The sequence below is a fragment of the Segatella copri genome (assembly GCF_009495355.1).
GTDB lineage: Bacteria > Bacteroidota > Bacteroidia > Bacteroidales > Bacteroidaceae > Prevotella.
This window is the reverse complement of sequence record NZ_VZAD01000080.1, coordinates 17,223-35,033: the sequence shown is the minus strand read 5'-3', so window position 1 is coordinate 35,033 and position 17,811 is coordinate 17,223. Positions and strand designations below refer to the sequence as shown.

Below are 17,811 nucleotides of genomic sequence, written 5' to 3'. Positions count from 1 at the left end.
CCTGCGACTGGAGTTAAACCAGTTAGGTTAGTGTCATGCCCGACACACAAAAAAGAGGGTGTGTCATAAGTCTGTGACGCACCCTCGAAGGACATAGGTAATACTTGAAATGTATGCAAGAACTTATCAAATGTTATTTTTCAAATCCCAATATCTACTTTAAAATTCCTTTTTTTCGATATCAGCTTAATTTTCTCCCTACTTTTTTCTTTTAATACTATGTAAAACGAAAAAAGGAGCAAAAACTCCTATTTCTCAAAGAAAAGGTATATATTTGCAAACAAATTAGAATATCGAAACGATATGGGGAAAGAAAAGGATTTTTCAAGGAAGTCTAATCTCTCACAACTGTCAGATGACGAGATTCTTCAAGGCTTCAAGGATGCTGATGCCAGAATAGTGAGGGAGTATTACTACGGATACTGCCGGGTGGCTTATTGCATTTACGACAAGCGTTACGACCTGCAATCGAAACCGGGCATGGACTTTTATTCGCTGGCCCATGAATATTATCTCTATCTCTGCGAGCATGACTTCAAGCCTTTGGAGGACAGAAAGCCGAGCATGTCGCTCAAGACCTGGATGGTGAATGGTTTCCGATTCCTGCTGCTGGATAAGTTGAAGGAGGTGGTGAAGGAGCACCGTTTCGAGAGTTTTGAGGCGCGACAGGAAAGCCGCAAGATGAAGTTTGACGTAAGCGACAACCAGTTTGAGCATGAACTTTATCAAACGATAGAAGAGATCGGCAATCTTTATTATGGCAGGGACAGCAAGAACAGTATCATCCTGAAGATGCTCTATATCGAGGGATTCAAGGGCAAGGACGTAGCCATGCAGTTGGGCATGACCGCCTCCGCCGTCACTCAGCGATGCCAGAAGATGATGCATGATGTGGTGATTCCTTATTTTAAGAAATACTTCGATGCTTCGGAATACAGAAGCTATCTGTCGTTCGGCGACGAAGACGCATCCGTTTCAAGTGCTCCTAAGATGTCGATGCCGAGCATGATGGATTCGAGAATGTGCTGCGAGGAAGCGGCTGATATTAGCAATAACATATTTAATAATAAGAAGAATATGGAAGATATGAAGAAGGGAAGAATCACTCCTCGCTGGATTGATTCTTTGAAGGAGAACGAGATATTTGTATTTGGCAGCAATCTGGCTGGCATGCATGGTGGTGGTGCAGCCCGCATAGCCCGATTACATTTCGGTGCCGTCATGGGCAAGGGTGTAGGCTTGCAGGGCCAGAGTTATGCCATCCCTACGATGCAGGGCGGCGTGGAAACCATCCGTCCATACGTGGAGGAATTCATCGCCTATGCCAAGCATCATCAAGAGCTACATTTCCTGGTAACCCCAATAGGTTGCGGCATCGCCGGCTTCGAAGCCGAAGACATCGCCCCATTGTTTGAGAGTGCAAAAAGGATGAAGAACATCAGCCTTCCGGAGAGTTTCTGGGAGGTGATAGAATAGTCATACTATTAACAATAAAAAGTTTTCAGACAAACTTCAAATTAAATAATAAGCATGAAAGAAACAAATAGCATAAATGATTTGAGAAATTTGTTACAGCAAAAATGGCTATTAGATGGCAACTGTATCGAAAAGAAGTTTCAACATTTAGCAAGTATTCTTCTTCACGATGTAGCTATTCTAAAAGGCAATAAGAAGTACATACTAACTGACATCGAATTTTACTTCTATTGTCCTACCCATCAAGACATCATAACCTACCCTCGCAATAGCAAAGCTGGAGAATGGTTCTTTCATTCAAGCGGTGTAGACCTTTCTTTTGAAAGCAATGTGTGCATAAGAGAAAAGGCTACAACAGGTAAACTGGTGCCATGTTTGACAAGTAATTCCGCTTTTGGTGGCATACTTATCCGTGGCATTAAGCATATAGACTATTTTTCAGACCATATAGAAGAGAAGTACAAACTAAACGGGCCTATGAAAGTTTGCGAAGAACTCTTCGACAAGTTTGATGCATTTGGCTATGCCGATGATTTTCCAAGAATAATTTTGGAAAAACACAATGCTACATCTCTCATAAAAAGCTGCCATCGAGTAAACTTAAAGTCGGACTCAAAAACAGCCAAAGATAAAGTTGCCACAATTTTAGCCAACAATTATTGCAGCAACGATTCTGGCAGCACACAAGATGAATTGGTTTTAGAATTTGATAAGTACTTAACAGCAAACTATAGATTTATAATATGATTACAGATAAAGAAACATACGAAGTTTTTCTTTCCACATGGCTAAAGAAAAGCCATTCTACATTCTTCGACAAGTTCACAACTTGCTTGAACGAGAATAATATCAAGTGGAGATTTATCGGGAACACTGCCGACATTTGGTGTCGCGACTATATGCCGATCCAAATAGAAGTAGATGAATTCGTGCAATATCACTATTACCCAGATTATCTTACCCAAAGAGAGTCTTACAAAAAATACATTACCAAACCAGAAAAAGCGTGCAAGTCGATATATCTTTCTCCTTGCAAGAAGACAAACTTAGTTATAGATGGCGGCAATGTGGTAAAGGGAGCCGATTTCGTCATCATGACAGAAAAAGTATACCACGAGAACCCGAACTACAATCCATCAGAGATACATACGGAACTCGAGAACCTATTCCAATGCAAGGTCATTATGATTCCTTGGGATAAGTGCGAGAAATACGGACATGCGGATGGAATTGTCAGACCCATTGATTCTGAAAATGTTCTCCTGACAAATTACGTAGATTACGACAAAGACTTTGCTGAAGAGGTAGAAAGAAGACTGAGTAAACATGTACATGTAGAGATGTTGCATTATGATGTAAAAAAGCCAGACAAGCGTAATTGGGCTTATATCAATTTTTTGCAAGTTGGAAATACTATCATCTTACCTGCAATCAACATCGAAGAAGATGACCAAGCCCTCAAGCAGATACAAGGCTATTATCCATCCTGTAACATCCACCAATTTAATTGCGAAGAAATTATCAAGCAAGGAGGTGCTTTGAATTGCATAACTTGGAATGTGGACGAATCGGATGAAATAAAAGGATTTACTGAAGAGGACAGAAAAAGATTTGACGAGCTAATGAATCGTTTTGAAAATGAAGAAGAGGCTATTAAAAATGGTACTTTTAGTGGTTTTACGGAAAGTGAAGTGTATTTTATGGGTGATATAAATATTGGCAAATTTGGTAATAAATACCCAGGACTCGGATGGTATTACATGACGGATTAAATAACTACAGTTTATGTTAGGAGCAATAATAGGAGATATTGCTGGCTCAAAATATGAGTTCAACAATACGTTTGATTATGATTTCGAGATGTTCGGTGGGGGATGCGACTTCACCGATGACACCATTTGCACGGTGGCGATTGCCGATGCGATACTGAACGGGCGAAGCTATCAGGAAAGCCTGCTGGATTGGTGCCGCCGCTATCCTTCACCTAAGGGAGCGTATGGCGGAAGATTCGCAGCATGGATTTGCTCTCTTAATCCGCAGCCATATAATAGCTTTGGCAACGGTTCTGCAATGCGAGTATCGCCAGTAACTTGGCTCTTCGATAATCTATCGCAGGTTTTGGAAGAGGCTGAAAAGACGGCTCTTCCTACTCATAATCATCCCGAAGGAATCAAGGGAGCCAAAGCTGTAGCTCATGCCATTTGGTATTTCCGCAAGAGCAGATTCTCAGAAGAATCTAAGGATTCTGAGAATGAGGAAACGAAGGGATTGAAAAATGAGAATGCTAAGGCTTCTAAGGATGAAAATGAAACAATACAGGGGTTCTTGTCCATCGCCCGCAGCTATTACGAGGATTTCGACACACGAGTTTATCCAAAGGGCAAGTTCGATGAGACCTGTATGGATGCCGTGCCCTTATCCTTCTATCTCCTCTCGCAAGCCTCATCTTTCGAGGATGCCATTCGCCTCGCTATATCTCATGGCGGCGATAGCGATACCATCGGAGCCATCGTCGGCTCCATCGCCGAAGCCCGCTTCGGTATTCCGCAAGAAATGAAGTTCAAGGCTATGAACTATCTCCCTAAGGACATGACAAGAATATATCAACAATTTAAAGCCAACAATGAAATAAAGAAAATATATAAAAAATACAAGAAATAGTTGTTTGTAAGCGAAATTTTCTTACCGACTTTCATCGCCAAAACACATTAAATGCTCTTAAGGAGGTTAAGGAAATGCTAAACCATTCTTATACCAGTTTTCTAGAAGATGCATATTTTCCACCTTCATTTGGATGGAAAATCAAATATAATCCCACAAAAGGGAATAGCATTAATCTTAATAGGCAACCACCCATTACAACAGTTTGAATAAACTTGTTTGAAATATTCCAAGAGTATCCATTAATATTTCCCTTTGAATCTTGGTAAACCTTCATATCTCCACCTCCATTTTTCTGCAAAAATACAAAAGGTTTTAGAATAATCCTATTTTTTCTGCTTATTTTTCTCATTTAGTATAGAAGAAAAGAGAAATAATTTGTTTTTTCGAAAAATAGTCTTAACTTTGCCCCACATTAATAAAGAAAATTATGCAAATGCAAGAATATCAATTGGATTTCGTAACCTATTGCGTTGGCAACTTAGCCGACCGATTGAACATGAGTGCCAGTAAGGTATATAAGATGTTACGGTCAACAGATATCTTAAATGGCTATATGATACCCTGCTATGATGTGCTCCATACTTTCGGCAAGGAATACATCATGGACGATTTGATAAACTTGTTAAAGAGACGAGGAGCATTGAAATGAAAGTTTATCACGCATCAAAATTCATCATAGAATCACCAGACATTTATCATTCTCGTGATTTATTGGATTTCGGCAAAGGATTCTATCTGACATCACTTGTCGAACAGGCGAAGAATTATGCCCAACGATTTCTCTTTCAGGGCGACAAAGCATATCTTAACCAATACATCTTAGATGAAAACTTAGACAGAGAATATAAGATAAAAGAGTTTATTGGCTACAACGAAGAGTGGTTAGATTTCGTTGCTTTATGCCGAATTGGGAAACAAACAAATAAGTTTGATATGGTTACAGGTGGTATAGCAGATGATAAGGTATTCAATACCATAGATCTTTACTTCTCCGGTAACATCAGCAAAGAAGAAGCACTTAAACGCTTAAAGTTTATTCATCCTAATCACCAGATATGTATTTTAAATCAAGATATTTTGAACAAGCATCTGCACTTTCTTCAGTCAGATGAAATAATATAAGGAGGGACTTTCATGGAAGCAAACAAGACAATACTTCAAATGAAATATGCGCGTATAGTACCTATCTTTGCAGAGCAAACAGGCATTACGTTGGAAGATGCTCTAAATTTCTTTTATACTTCTTCTATTTATCAAATGATGAATGAAGGCATTGCTGATATGCACTGCAGAAGCGATGGATATTTGGCGAATTTAGTAAAAGAAGAGTGGAAAAATAAAAAAGTCTAGCAAAATTAGCTGATTATGCAGAACAATTCAGTACTGGAAAGATCTTATATAAACGATTTTCACCGTCAGAGCAGCTTGGCTGCGTTAAAGGGGGAACAATACATGTTATTGCATCCTTACTCGCGGGAGCAGAAGTTGGCACAGATCAACTCTCTGCGCCAGAAGGCAGTTTCAAAAGAGAACAGCAACTTGGAAAGATCCAAGAAAAGAGAATTAGCCATAATTGAAGAATTCGAGAAAAGAGGATTGATATAAAACTAAAAAAGCAGCACGTGAAATCATGCTGCCTTTTTAATTCTTATATAAATTACTCGCTTGCAGGTAATTCTCTGCTTATACTGAGATTCTTCTTTATTTCTCCTCGAAATAACTACCCGCTTCCATCTTGCAATCCATCGCACGGCACTTGTTGTAGCGCTCTCTCGCCCTATTCTCTCTTGCAAACATCTTCTTGGTACCTGCCTCATCTTCCGAGAACTGGAGATGATTGTCAATACCCATATCAAGAGCGATATTCTCCACATCCAGATCATCGGTACCGATGAAGGTAAAAGTCCAATTCTGCTTCTTCAATTTCTCGATAAGATTCTTGATCATCTTCAGACTATACTCCTCACTGCAATTCTCCTCGCCATCCGTGATAATAGTTACCAACACACTGTCATCCTCGGTGGTCAAGGCATTGATCTTGGCGATACCCATTCCGATGGCATCGTAAAGAGGAGTGGCACCACAAGGATTATAATCCTTTGCCTTCAAAGGATTGGCATTAGAGGCACGCACGTTATCATAGAACACATTGGTATGCGTGCTGTCAAAAGTGATGAGCGTAACTCGCTGCTCCAGATTCTTATGCGTCTCCTGCATTTTCTGAATCGTAGTCAGCGTCTCATTGATTCCCACCAAAGCCTGACGGCGGATAATACTCATGCTTCCACTCTCGTCTACTACTAAAAGATTGAATACTCGTTTCATAACTTGTTTTCTCCTAATTTTTAAAATAATCCTACTTTCGATGGATTCAGAACTACGGCCGTTGTCTTCTTCCTTTATCTATTATAAGAAAATAACGAACCAAAAATTAAGCAAGGGAGAAAAATGGCAATAAAAAGAGGGTGTGTCATAAGTCTGTGACGCACCCTCTTAACAAACAATTTCTACTTCAAAACTACTAAAAACAATTATCTTGGCAGGTTGAAAGCCTTAGTCATTTCGGCCATTTCCTCCTGGCTCATACCATCAGGTTCAAAACCCATACATTTGGCATCGATATATATCTTTGCACTCTTGGAGAGTACGTCTATCTGGTCGAAGGCGTCCATCACGTCAAGACCCTTGGCGAATACGCCATGCTTCTCCCACATCACTACGTCGTAGTTTTCCAACTCCTTCAGAGTTCCCTCGGCAAGTTCCAGACTGCCTGGCAACTTATATGGCACTATACCCAGTCCGAGCGGACAGAATGCCTTAGTCTCAGGAATCATGCTCCAGAGCAGATTGCTCAGCACGTCCTTGCCCATAAACTTCTTGTTGTGGCTCATGGCAATGAGCTCGATGGGATGAGTATGAACTGTGGCCTTATAGTTGGAACCTTTCTCGATAAGACGGGCATGAACCGACAGATGGCTTGGCAACTCGGAGGTAGGCATCACGGCATTGTCGGCAATGATTTCGTAGCTGGCACAATCATCCAGAATACGAATGACAGAACCATTGTCCATAGGCCAACGAGCCAAGTCGCGCATTCGCTTGCCTGTTCCCTTGCAGAAGAAGTAACAGCCCTTCAGCGCAGGCAGGACAGTACCTATCTGCTTCACTTCGCTGATGGCAGGCAGCGCCTTCATCTCGTCATCAACAAGGTCGGTCACATTAACCGTAATATTGCCACCATTACGCTCAGCCCAACCATTCTGCCAAAGATAGCCAGCTACCTCGGCAATCTTATCCACTTCCTTCTTTAAGGCAGGACGACCCTCTAAAACACTTTTCATTTCTTGATTGTTTGTATTACTGGTTGCAAAATTAACACGAAAATATGACTATCGACCTAAAGTTTTGATATTTTAGCCAAGACTTTTGACAAGTTACAAAAATAATTTGTATCTTTGCACGTATGAATTCATTGAACACCAACAATATCAAATGGAGCGAGAATGTAATCATTGCTGATGCAGACTATATCGACAAGGTGGCATTCGACCTTATCGTAAACTTTGAGCGTATGATCAACCGCCGCATCCAGCCTGCCGACATGGCTCAGTGGGCTGTATGTATTGCCCTCGACGGTGGACTAAGAGAAGGTGAGCATGAGACGCAACTGGTGCTCATACACAGCCAGCAATCGAAGGCGATGCAGAACTTCCGCCCTTCCGACTACGAGAAGGAGCTGAATGCCCAGGCCTTCAAGGATCCACGTTTGGGCGAGTTCGTCATCTCTTCATATCCTACGGAAGAAAAGATGGTAGGCAAAGACGATTTCCTCGTAGACGTAACCCGCACGGTTTGCAATGCCAAGGAGGTGAAACGAGTAATGATCGTTCCCAACTCGGAGGAAGGCGATGCCTACGACCAGTTGCGCGACATGCTTCGCAAGGTAGACGACGAGAAACGCGTCACTCTCTTTGCCATGCAGCCTCTTCCCGGCGGCAACTTCCGACAAGAAATACTGGGTTATTCGCTGATGAATGCCTTAGGCATATCAGCAAATGAAATAAAATGAGCTGATGAACGTCAGCAAATAAAATAAGCTGATGAACGTCAGCAAATAAAATAAACTGATGAATATCAGCAAATGAAATAAGCTGATGAACGTCAGCAAATAAAATAAGCTGATGAACGTCAGCAAATAAAATGAGCTAAAACAAGAAATAATAACATTAAACATTTATACTTAAATGAGTAGAGTACTTATGATTGGCGCAGGTGGCGTCGCTACCGTGGCAGCCTTTAAGATTGTCCAGAACCAGGACGTTTTTACAGAGTTCATGATTGCCAGCCGCCGCAAGGAAAAATGCGACAAGTTGGTGAAGTCTATCCACGATAAAGGCTACAAGATGGACATCCAGACAGCCGAGGTGGATGCCGACGATGTGGAGCAGTTGAAAGCCCTCTTCAACAGCTACAAACCTGAGTTGGTCATCAATCTCGCTCTGCCCTATCAGGACCTCACCATCATGGACGCCTGCTTAGCCTGCGGTTGCAACTATATGGACACGGCCAACTACGAGCCCAAGGACGAGGCTCACTTTGAGTATTCATGGCAATGGGCTTACAAGGACAAGTTTGAAAAAGCTGGTCTTTGCGCTATCCTTGGCTGCGGCTTCGACCCTGGTGTTTCGGGCATTTTTACTGCATACGCTGCCAAGCATCACTTCGACGAGATTGAGGTTCTCGACATCGTAGACTGCAATGCCGGCAATCACCACAAGGCTTTCGCAACCAACTTCAACCCAGAAATCAACATCCGTGAGATTACCCAGAAAGGTCTGTGGTATAAGAATGGTGAATGGATTGAGACCGACCCTCTGTCTATCCACAAGCCTCTCACCTATCCTAACATCGGTCCTCGCGAGAGCTATCTGATGCACCACGAGGAACTGGAGAGCCTGGTAAAGAACTATCCTACCATCAAGGAGGCTCGCTTCTGGATGACATTCGGTCAGCAGTATCTCACCTATCTCGACTGTATAGAGAACCTCGGCATGAGCCGCATCGACGAGATAGAATACGAGGCTCCATTGGCCGACGGCTCCGGCAAGACTGCCAAGGTGAAGATCGTACCACTGCAATTCCTCAAGGCCGTATTGCCTAACCCTCAGGACCTCGGCGAGAACTACGACGGAGAGACCTCTATCGGTTGCCGCATCCGCGGAAAGAAGGACGGCAAGGAGCACACCTATTATGTTTACAACAACTGCAAGCATCAGGAAGCATACAACGAGACCGGCATGCAGGGCGTAAGCTACACCACGGGTGTACCAGCCATGATCGGCGCCATGATGTTCCTCAAGGGCATCTGGAAGAGACCAGGCGTATGGAACGTTGAGGAGTTCGACCCAGATCCATTCATGGAGCAGCTCAACAAGCAGGGATTGCCTTGGCACGAGGTGTTCGACGGCGACTTGGAGATTGACTAATCATTATCAAAATAACCCCCTTAGTGACGGCGAAGACAGAAAGGTACTATTCATACCAAGCCGTTTTTATCGTCACTAATTCATAAAACATTAGAAAGATATGGCAAAGAAAGACGAAATAAAGGAAGGATCCCTGAACCCCAACGAGGGTAAGCTGAAGGCCCTTCAGGCTGCCATGGCCAAGATAGAGAAAGACTTCGGTAAGGGATCTATCATGAAGCTTGGCGACGAGCACATTGAGAATATAGAGGTGATTCCTACTGGAAGTATCGCCCTCGATATGGCCTTGGGCGTAGGCGGCTACCCCAAGGGACGAATCATTGAAATCTATGGTCCGGAATCTTCTGGTAAGACCACACTTGCCATCCATGCCATCGCAGAGGCTCAGAAAGCTGGAGGTATTGCCGCATTCATCGATGCCGAGCATGCCTTCGACCGTTTCTATGCTGCCAAGTTGGGCGTAGATGTTGACAACCTGTGGATTTCGCAGCCCGACAATGGTGAACAGGCGCTTCAGATAGCCGACCAGCTGATCAGTTCGGCTGCGGTAGACATCGTCGTCATCGACTCTGTGGCTGCCCTGACTCCTAAGAAGGAAATTGAGGGCGACATGGGTGACAATGTTGTAGGACTCCAGGCCCGACTGATGAGCCAGGCTCTGCGCAAGCTCACTTCTACCATCAGCAAGACCAATACCACCTGTATCTTCATCAACCAGTTGCGCGAGAAGATAGGTATCATGTTCGGAAATCCTGAGACAACAACGGGTGGCAACGCCCTGAAGTTCTACGCTTCTGTACGCCTCGACATCCGTAAGGCTACAGCCATCAAGGATGGCGATAATGTTATAGGAAACCTGGTGCGCGTAAAGGTGGTCAAGAACAAGGTGGCTCCTCCTTTCCGCAAGGCTGAGTTCGACATCATGTTTGGCGAAGGCATCAGCCACGCAGGCGAAGTTTTCAATCTGGGCGTGGAGCATGGCATCATCAAGAAGAGCGGAAGCTGGTACAGCTATAATGGCTCCAACCTGGGACAGGGTGCCGACCCAACCAAGCTGATACTGAAGGACAACCCTGAGCTTCTCGAAGAAATAGAAGCCAAGGTACGCGAGGCGCTTGCCAATGCAGAATAAGTAAGGTGTTGTTTGCCCTCTCATGACAAATACTACGCATGATGGCAGCTCTATAAAGAAATAAGAAATCCCCGACAGTAGGAAGCAATATCCTAACTGTCGGGGATTTCTTATTTCATTCTTCTTATTTCATACATCTCTCACAGAAGACGATAGGTAAAACATTGCCTACCAGCATCTATGCGCAACACAGAGATGCCTGATGCTGTTCCTTGTAGGGTAAGGACGGCATGTTTTCCGTCGGCTGACGTGGTCTGCTGAAGCAGTCGACCAGCCACATCATATAGTCGCAACGACTTTAGTTCTGTCCCCGACACGATGATTCTACCACCCTCTCGCTTGATGGTGAAAGAAGGTGCTATTATAGCTACAGTCCCTATGGACGTTGGAGTACCTTGTGAGAGTGTTAGGATATCCCCCTTACGATGCAGGTAATAGGTGGCGGACTGCGGATCAGCAAGTTCCACCTGCTGCCCGTCTATCTCACCCATCACCATCACACGATAGGTATGCCCATCTTCCCATGACAGGTCGCCCTTACGCAGCCAATAACTAAAGAGAGGCACAGACATGGACGACGAGACAGACACCCGGTCATCAATGCCCTTAACCTGCGTCTTTTCGTGGGTCATCATGTCTTCGCAGAACATTGATACATTTCCTTCATAGTTACGACCTTCAGACGTACGCAGCAAGACTGCCATTTTGAAGAGAGATATTTTCGACACATCAACGCTGCCTGATTCTATTTTTTCATGAGAGTCATCAGCAAAAAAGACTTCTACCTGATCCATGAGAGGCTTTTCCTGTGCCTTGAGCACTTCGATATAGGCGGCATCCTTATCGTGAATAAGGTTGACGGGATAAACCACAGTCTCTTCCGCATCAGCCGACAAAGAAAGTTGCACTTCATAACGTCCTGGAGTCATGCTGCTTGGCAAAGAAAGAACGATGGGAATCTCAGCTTCGGTAAAGCCCTCTATCTCGGTCAACTCATCCACACGAGTATCGAGCACTACCGCCTTCCTATCGTCGAGCAACCGCACCCTCAGATAACAGTCGCGAGGCACACCATTCAGGTTTTTCAACGTAAAAAAGGTCAATACCTTTCCACCCTGCTCTGCTTGACCTGAGAGCCTGGGCTGCGACATCAACTGAAAAACAACATCAGTAGAACATATTTCAGAGATGCGACCTCGTCCATCAGATAGTTCCACTTCTATGATGGGAGCCTTCTTCATCGCGAAGAATTCATCCCACGAACCATCCTCTCGTTGAGCTACACATACAGGGACCAACCGATAATAACCATTTTCCAAACCTGTAAGTTTCATTTTTACAGACTGAACTTGATTGACAAGATAATCGCTTCCCATAAACCCTGCATCGCTTCCACCATAGAGTCGGTGAGTAAAACCGCCTATAGCGTGATCGTCGGTATAAGCCACCTGTCGGCATGTACCCTCAGCATCATAAACAGCTATGCCCACATCACCCTTGAAAGGCTTACCCTTATTGACAAAAGAGTTCATCTCGATGGTCAACGACTGAGAAGCAAGGAAGCTTTTATCTTCTGCATCCTTTAGAAGAACAGCCCCACCCTCATTAAACATCAACTGAGGAGATGACTCCAAAAGTCCACGCTCTATTGCGGGATATTTGCCATTATTGGGATGTGCCAAGATGGCCATAATAGCACGATTGAAGGCCAAGGGCTTGCCTTGGAACTCGCTTCCCGTCTGTGAGAGGCTAAGATTGGTGAGCGAATAGTAGGCATCGCCCTGTCCATCCCATCCAAAATTCATGTGGAAAAGACCATTCTCATCAAACCCATCAGTTACCCAAGCATGACCAGAAGCATTACCTGCAGGACGACCTTCCAGATAAACAGGACAACCATTAAGTAATTCCTGCCGCAAGATCTGCGCAAAACGAGTCGGACCTTCGACAGCCTTGGTGGCATAAGCCGCAGTATAATCGAAATTTTTCTGAAGTGCCTGATACGCAAAAATGCCTTGTGTACCACTTGAAGCTGGGGTGTACTGCATGAAGGAAGCTACCCCCACATCGTTCATCAGTAAGGCTACAGCATCCTCTTGCTCCTTTGTCGCTGATACAGGATAATTATAATCGGGCAGCATATTCGCCCAATCGTAGTGCGACTGACTAAAGTCTGCACTCTTCATCGTATTATAATAGGTGACGCGATATTCGTTTTTACCACTCCCCTGAGCAGGCCATTGATAGTAATACATCATCTGGGCCACCGCTGTTGCCACACACCCACTATAGGGATAACCCGTCAGGGCATTAAACGGATGCGACTGTCCCCACTTGCTTTTCAGCAAGGGAGATACGGTCTTCGAGAACAACCCCGAACGGGCTTTTCTCTGCACCGTCACCCGCCCTTCTTTCAGCACATCATACGTTTGGCGATAAGCCTCTAAAAGTAGCTTTACACCAGGATTAGCCTGTAGCGTATCAAGGGTTACTTCGGTACTATAGGCCAACACATCGCCCATATCATCGTCACCAGCAACAACGACAAAACCTTTGCCCTGTGCATCGTTATAAATATAATAAGGTGCCAAGGCTGCAGGACGAAGTCCCTTTGCCCGCGCTTGAGCCTTCACGTCGCGAGACAGGGTGATGTACTTCTTGGCTATCTCTACAGCTTGTTTCGGATAGACAGCCTTGCCATAAGCAGCTTGGCAGACGGCTACTAACATCCACACGACCAGCGAGCATATCGCTGTCAGGGAGTAGCCATCAGCCAAGGAGTGGTGTTTATTCAACATATTTCTGTTACGTATTCTTCTAATTATAGGAAAGCAATGGTCAGACCAGCCATCACGATGCTGACCATCGACATGAGTTTGATAAGAATGTTGAGCGATGGACCGGAAGTATCCTTGAACGGGTCGCCTACGGTATCGCCCACAATAGTCGCCTTGTGGTTCTCGCTGCCCTTTCCTTCAAAGCTTCCCTCTTCTATCATCTTCTTGGCATTGTCCCATGCACCTCCCGAATTGGACATGAACACTGCAAGGGTAAAACCTGCTGCCAGACCGCCGGTGAGAAGTCCGAGAACGCCAGCCACACCCAACACAAGACCCACAACGATAGGAATCACAATGGCGAGCAAAGAAGGGATAATCATTTCGCGTTGTGCGCTACGGGTACTTATCTCCACGCATCGGCCATAGTCGGGAGTTGCCTTGCCCTCGAGGATTCCCTTGATCTCACGGAACTGCCGGCGAACCTCCTGAACCATCGATTCTGCAGCACGGCCTACTGCTCCCATGGTCAAGCCACAGAACAGGAAGGCTGCCATAGCGCCAAGGAATGCTCCAACTAAAACCTTAGGGTTGATGAGGTTTACCTGGAAGAAGTTGACGAAATCTATTGTTGTTGCATTCGAAGGATCGAAGACATTGCCAGCTGCGTCTACATACTGTTTTCCGTTCTCTACGGCACGTATCATGGCTATCTTGATCTCCTCGATGTAGGATGCAAGAAGGGCAAGAGCCGTCAGAGCTGCCGAACCGATGGCAAAGCCCTTGCCTGTGGCAGCTGTCGTATTGCCCAGGGCATCGAGCGCATCAGTACGCTCACGAACCTCCTTGCCCAATCCGCTCATCTCAGCATTTCCGCCAGCATTGTCGGCTATAGGTCCATAGGCGTCTGTGGCAAGTGTAATGCCGAGAGTCGACAGCATACCCACTGCCGCGATGCCGATGCCATAAAGGCCGGTGCTGATAGATTTGGCCGACAGCGACATATCGAAGCCATTGGCACAAAGATAACTCAGCATGATGGCTACAGAGATGGTGACAACGGGAATCATGGTGGAAATCATTCCCGTGCCTATACCTTTTATAATAACTGTGGCAGGGCCTGTCTGCGATGCCTCGGCTATCTTCTGTGTAGGCTTATAACTCTGAGAGGTGTAATATTCTGTTGCCTGTCCGATGATGACTCCAGCCACAAGACCACTGATGACCGAGAAAGAAAGGCCAAGCCAGTTCTCTATGCCCAACAGATAGAGAATGGCGAATGTGGCAACGGCTATAAGTGCCGCGCTGACATTGGTGCCAAGTCCCAACGAGTGGAGAAGCTCTTTCATGGAAGCGCCTTCCTTGGTACGAACCAAGAAGATGCCGATGAGAGACAGGAAGATGCCAATGGCTGCGATAACCATAGGTGCAATGACGGCACGCAGCTGCATATCGCCATTCATGGCAAAAGCCGTGGCTCCCAAGGCGGCTGTCGACAATATCGAACCGCAATAGCTCTCGTAGAGGTCGGCTCCCATTCCTGCCACATCGCCCACATTGTCGCCCACATTGTCGGCTATGGTAGCTGGATTGCGAGGATCGTCTTCAGGAATATTCACCTCTACCTTGCCCACGAGGTCGGCTCCCACATCGGCAGCCTTGGTATAAATTCCTCCTCCCACACGGGCAAAGAGTGCCTGGGTGGAGGCACCCATGCCAAAGGTCAGCATGGTGGTGGTAATGGTGACAAGGGCTGTGGCCTCTCCTTCGTACACCGCATTAAGAACAATAAACCAGATGGCAATATCGAGCAAACCGAGTCCCACCACCACGAGTCCCATCACGGCACCGCTCCGGAAGGCTATCTTCAGACCTTTGTCCAGTCCGGTGCGTGCACCATGGGCAGTACGGGCAGAAGCATAAGTAGCGGTCTTCATGCCAAAGAATCCTGCCAAACCAGAGAAGAGTCCGCCGGTGAGGAAGGCAAAGGGCACCCATGGATTCTGCACCTTTAGCACATAAGCCATGAAGGCGAAAACAATGGCGAGAACGACGAAGACGGCCGTCACCACCTTGTACTGCTGCTTGAGATAAGCCATAGCACCCTTTCTTACATGCTCTGCAATTTCTTTCATTCTGTCTGTTCCCTCATCCTCTTTCATAATGGTGCGGAAGAAGAACCATGCCATTCCCAATGCCACAACGCTGGCTATTGGAATGAGCCAAAATACTAATGGAATGCTGTTCATAATGCTATATTTGTTGGTTAGTAATAATTCCATTTATTCGTTGGTGTATAACGATGGTGCAAATATAATAAATTTATTAATACGAAAGAGGAAAAACTGAATATTTATTTTATGACACTTAATGACACACTTCAATAAACAAAGAAAATCCTAACTACTTAGCAAGCAGTCAGGATTTTATCATGTGCGCCTGATAGGACTCGAACCTACACGGCCTAAACCACTAGATCCTAAGTCTAGCGCGTCTACCAATTTCGCCACAAGCGCATTTGCGAGTGCAAAGATACAACTTATATTTCAATTAGAAGAAGAAAAAGACAAAAAACTTGGAAGTTGCTTGCTTTTTCGCAATTTTATTACTATTTTTGCAAACTGAGATAATGGCGCGAATCTATACCTCAAAGAACTTTAGCAAGTTCTGTTACAATTACTTCCCAACTTGCGAAGCCAGAATTACTAACTAAAAAAGATAATATCACAGATGAATATTCCTACTATTTTTACTCAACCAGAAGACTTCTACTCATTAGCATGCTATACCTATATACTGTCTGGCGTGATATGTGGTGTTGTCAGATGGTTTCACATGTGTCATCCGTTCGACAAATGGGGGGGGCGACTTCTTCTACCCTGCTCGCCGGCAGATGACATTCTTTTACACAGCAACGGCTTTGCAGTTGCCTTACGTATTGTGTCCTGGCGACCCAGGAACCTGGCTATTTGCCCGTAGCTTCGGTATACTCTACTATCCCGTATGCTTCACCATACTCTACCATCGCTATTTCCAAACGGATAAACCTTGGCGTCAATGGTCGGCAGTGACCTATTTCGTCACCCCGTTCCTATTGCTGGGTGGGCTTTTATTTATCGTCTTTTTCCATCAGAACAATCTACTCATCCCCTACAAGTTAACATGGGAGATTGCCATAGGAGGTGTCAGCATCCTACTTTCCATCCATCTCTTCAAGGAGTGTAAATGGCTCATCAAGAAAGTAGATAGTTACCACACACAGAACTACTCCAACGAATCCGACTTCCCCTTCTCCTTTGCCAAGAAGATATTGCACTTGCCAGCCTTAGGGCTTCTCATAATGTGGGTCCTGTTTATTCTTGACAACCAAATGGTCAAAGCATATATTGACCTATTTATGGCAGCATGGCAGGTTCGGTTCCTCTGCCGCATTCTGCACCCCAACAAAACGATTCACTCTGAGCAAAATAAAAACAATATGGACTTCATAGAAAACGAAAACATGGAGCAAATCTTGCAGGAGAAAGAATTATTTGAGAAAATCGTACAGACGGCAGATGGTCAAGTATTAGAAGAAGCCCCTATAGACGACACATCCGATGAACCAAAACTCATCACATATAATAAGGAGAAACTACGACTGCAGATGGAACAAGAGAACTGGGAATCGGTGAAAGACGAGGTTCTCACCATCGTCAGCAAGAGATACTTAGAGCCCAGTCTGAAAAGAATAGAGGTAGTACGCGATGTCAGCGCCATGAACCACACCTTGGCAGGTACCTTCATCACCCAGGTGGGCTTCTATCGACTGGTCAATGCCTTCCGTATACGCCACTATGAGCGCCTCATGGAGTCGGACACCACCGCCAACTTAGGACAAGAAGCCGCCGCCGAGCTGTGCGGTTTCAAGAACAGATGGGGACTCACCAATGCCAGAAAGCGACTCAAAGACTTCGACTACGACCTGATAGAGAAGTATGTGAGCTGAACTTTTTACCTTTTTTACTCGACTTTCGCTTTACTCAACTTCCGCAAATAGGGATATTCAACAACCTTATCCGTATGGAGGGAAAAATGATATAAAAGCACAATATAGGTACAAAAACTGGTTGAAAGAAACAAAATCAACGTGAACGTGCGGTGGATTTAGTTAAAAAATACTGAATCCACCGCACGTTCACGTTAAAAAACTGAGGTTCACAACAAAAAACTGAGGTTCACTCCCGTTGATTAGTTTTTACTTATTTTTGCAGTCGAAAGTAATAACCTATTTTAT

At 44.9% G+C, this 17,811-nt stretch carries 16 protein-coding genes and 1 tRNA gene; 11 read left to right on the top strand and 6 right to left on the bottom strand.

From position 1 onward, the window contains the following. Positions 1 to 1,077: 1,077 nt before the first annotated feature. From F7D20_RS12955 to F7D20_RS10815, 4 genes are read left to right on the top strand one after another with little or no spacing between them, the layout of a single operon-like run. The gene (locus F7D20_RS12955; protein ID WP_194253553.1) at positions 1,078 to 1,476 is read left to right on the top strand and encodes an A1S_2505 family phage non-structural protein; all 399 of its coding nucleotides are present in this window, start codon (positions 1,078 to 1,080) and stop codon (positions 1,474 to 1,476) included. A gap of 54 nt (positions 1,477 to 1,530) precedes the next feature. Beyond that, positions 1,531 to 2,223, top strand: coding sequence for a hypothetical protein (locus F7D20_RS10825; RefSeq protein WP_158464048.1), 693 nt, complete (start codon positions 1,531 to 1,533; stop codon positions 2,221 to 2,223). Then, the gene (locus F7D20_RS10820) at positions 2,220 to 3,248 is read left to right on the top strand and encodes an agmatine deiminase family protein (protein ID WP_158464047.1); all 1,029 of its coding nucleotides are present in this window, start codon (positions 2,220 to 2,222) and stop codon (positions 3,246 to 3,248) included. Before F7D20_RS10825 ends, F7D20_RS10820 begins: the two co-directional genes overlap by 4 nt. Before the next feature lie 13 nt (positions 3,249 to 3,261). Continuing rightward, positions 3,262 to 4,137 (top strand): ADP-ribosylglycohydrolase family protein, encoded by an 876-nt coding sequence (locus F7D20_RS10815; protein ID WP_158464046.1) that lies wholly within the window; start codon positions 3,262 to 3,264, stop codon positions 4,135 to 4,137. Positions 4,138 to 4,225: 88 nt separating this feature from the next. On the opposite strand, the gene F7D20_RS10810 is transcribed toward F7D20_RS10815, so the two are convergent. Continuing rightward, positions 4,226 to 4,489, bottom strand: a complete 264-nt coding sequence (locus F7D20_RS10810) for a hypothetical protein (protein ID WP_158464045.1) — start codon at positions 4,487 to 4,489, stop codon at positions 4,226 to 4,228. Positions 4,490 to 4,573: 84 nt separating this feature from the next. On the opposite strand from F7D20_RS10810, the gene F7D20_RS10805 reads away from it, so the two are divergent. The 3 genes from F7D20_RS10805 to F7D20_RS10795 are packed head-to-tail and all read left to right on the top strand — an operon-like array spanning position 4,574 to position 5,490. Next, positions 4,574 to 4,789: a DUF3791 domain-containing protein gene (locus F7D20_RS10805; protein WP_158464044.1), complete on the top strand. Its 216-nt coding sequence runs from the start codon at positions 4,574 to 4,576 to the stop codon at positions 4,787 to 4,789. After that, positions 4,786 to 5,262, top strand: a complete 477-nt coding sequence (locus F7D20_RS10800; protein WP_158464043.1) for a DUF3990 domain-containing protein — start codon at positions 4,786 to 4,788, stop codon at positions 5,260 to 5,262. Before F7D20_RS10805 ends, F7D20_RS10800 begins: the two co-directional genes overlap by 4 nt. Positions 5,263 to 5,274: 12 nt before the next feature. Then, positions 5,275 to 5,490, top strand: a complete 216-nt coding sequence (locus F7D20_RS10795; protein WP_158464042.1) for a DUF3791 domain-containing protein — start codon at positions 5,275 to 5,277, stop codon at positions 5,488 to 5,490. Positions 5,491 to 5,841: 351 nt separating this feature from the next. On the opposite strand, the gene F7D20_RS10790 is transcribed toward F7D20_RS10795, so the two are convergent. Beyond that, positions 5,842 to 6,465: a vWA domain-containing protein gene (locus F7D20_RS10790; RefSeq protein WP_158464041.1), complete on the bottom strand. Its 624-nt coding sequence runs from the start codon at positions 6,463 to 6,465 to the stop codon at positions 5,842 to 5,844. A gap of 206 nt (positions 6,466 to 6,671) precedes the next feature. Next, the gene (gene rhaD, locus F7D20_RS10785) at positions 6,672 to 7,481 is read right to left on the bottom strand and encodes a rhamnulose-1-phosphate aldolase (protein ID WP_022251771.1); all 810 of its coding nucleotides are present in this window, start codon (positions 7,479 to 7,481) and stop codon (positions 6,672 to 6,674) included. A 122-nt stretch (positions 7,482 to 7,603) separates the two neighbouring features. Here rhaD and F7D20_RS10780 point away from each other — a divergent pair, with 122 nt between their 5' ends. The 3 genes from F7D20_RS10780 to recA all read left to right on the top strand — a co-directional run bounded on the left by F7D20_RS10780 (position 7,604) and on the right by recA (position 10,758). Further along, on the top strand, positions 7,604 to 8,209 hold the full coding sequence (locus tag F7D20_RS10780) for a DUF6621 family protein (RefSeq protein ID WP_158464040.1): 606 nt from the start codon (positions 7,604 to 7,606) through the stop codon (positions 8,207 to 8,209). A 175-nt stretch (positions 8,210 to 8,384) separates the two neighbouring features. Beyond that, a complete protein-coding gene (locus F7D20_RS10775; protein ID WP_158464039.1) occupies positions 8,385 to 9,626 on the top strand; it encodes a saccharopine dehydrogenase family protein in 1,242 nt (413 codons plus the stop codon). A 100-nt stretch (positions 9,627 to 9,726) separates the two neighbouring features. Beyond that, complete coding sequence (gene recA / locus F7D20_RS10770) at positions 9,727 to 10,758, top strand: recombinase RecA (protein WP_022251774.1); 1,032 nt, start codon at positions 9,727 to 9,729, stop codon at positions 10,756 to 10,758. Between the two features lie 140 nt (positions 10,759 to 10,898). Here the strand turns inward: recA and F7D20_RS10765 are convergent, their stop codons facing one another. The 3 genes from F7D20_RS10765 to F7D20_RS10755 form a co-directional block, all read right to left on the bottom strand. Continuing rightward, a complete protein-coding gene (locus F7D20_RS10765; protein ID WP_158464038.1) occupies positions 10,899 to 13,556 on the bottom strand; it encodes a C10 family peptidase in 2,658 nt (885 codons plus the stop codon). Between the two features lie 23 nt (positions 13,557 to 13,579). Further along, complete coding sequence (locus F7D20_RS10760; RefSeq protein WP_158464051.1) at positions 13,580 to 15,784, bottom strand: sodium-translocating pyrophosphatase; 2,205 nt, start codon at positions 15,782 to 15,784, stop codon at positions 13,580 to 13,582. 185 nt (positions 15,785 to 15,969) lie between these two features. Then, positions 15,970 to 16,051: transfer RNA gene (locus F7D20_RS10755), tRNA-Leu, on the bottom strand. Between the two features lie 377 nt (positions 16,052 to 16,428). On the opposite strand from F7D20_RS10755, the gene F7D20_RS10750 reads away from it, so the two are divergent. Then, a complete protein-coding gene (locus F7D20_RS10750; protein ID WP_158464037.1) occupies positions 16,429 to 17,523 on the top strand; it encodes a hypothetical protein in 1,095 nt (364 codons plus the stop codon). The last annotated feature ends 288 nt before the right edge of the window (positions 17,524 to 17,811 follow it).

Coding starts and splice junctions, on each gene's coding strand:
- F7D20_RS10760 (WP_158464051.1), bottom strand. CDS start 15,784: ATGAACAGCATTCCATTAGTATTTTGGCTCATTCCAATAGCCAGCGTT.
- F7D20_RS10815 (WP_158464046.1), top strand. CDS start 3,262: ATGTTAGGAGCAATAATAGGAGATATTGCTGGCTCAAAATATGAGTTC.
- rhaD (WP_022251771.1), bottom strand. CDS start 7,481: ATGAAAAGTGTTTTAGAGGGTCGTCCTGCCTTAAAGAAGGAAGTGGAT.
- F7D20_RS10795 (WP_158464042.1), top strand. CDS start 5,275: ATGGAAGCAAACAAGACAATACTTCAAATGAAATATGCGCGTATAGTA.
- F7D20_RS10810 (WP_158464045.1), bottom strand. CDS start 4,489: ATGAGAAAAATAAGCAGAAAAAATAGGATTATTCTAAAACCTTTTGTA.
- recA (WP_022251774.1), top strand. CDS start 9,727: ATGGCAAAGAAAGACGAAATAAAGGAAGGATCCCTGAACCCCAACGAG.
- F7D20_RS10800 (WP_158464043.1), top strand. CDS start 4,786: ATGAAAGTTTATCACGCATCAAAATTCATCATAGAATCACCAGACATT.
- F7D20_RS12955 (WP_194253553.1), top strand. CDS start 1,078: ATGGAAGATATGAAGAAGGGAAGAATCACTCCTCGCTGGATTGATTCT.
- F7D20_RS10750 (WP_158464037.1), top strand. CDS start 16,429: ATGACATTCTTTTACACAGCAACGGCTTTGCAGTTGCCTTACGTATTG.
- F7D20_RS10790 (WP_158464041.1), bottom strand. CDS start 6,465: ATGAAACGAGTATTCAATCTTTTAGTAGTAGACGAGAGTGGAAGCATG.
- F7D20_RS10820 (WP_158464047.1), top strand. CDS start 2,220: ATGATTACAGATAAAGAAACATACGAAGTTTTTCTTTCCACATGGCTA.
- F7D20_RS10825 (WP_158464048.1), top strand. CDS start 1,531: ATGAAAGAAACAAATAGCATAAATGATTTGAGAAATTTGTTACAGCAA.
- F7D20_RS10780 (WP_158464040.1), top strand. CDS start 7,604: ATGAATTCATTGAACACCAACAATATCAAATGGAGCGAGAATGTAATC.
- F7D20_RS10765 (WP_158464038.1), bottom strand. CDS start 13,556: ATGTTGAATAAACACCACTCCTTGGCTGATGGCTACTCCCTGACAGCG.
- F7D20_RS10805 (WP_158464044.1), top strand. CDS start 4,574: ATGCAAGAATATCAATTGGATTTCGTAACCTATTGCGTTGGCAACTTA.
- F7D20_RS10775 (WP_158464039.1), top strand. CDS start 8,385: ATGAGTAGAGTACTTATGATTGGCGCAGGTGGCGTCGCTACCGTGGCA.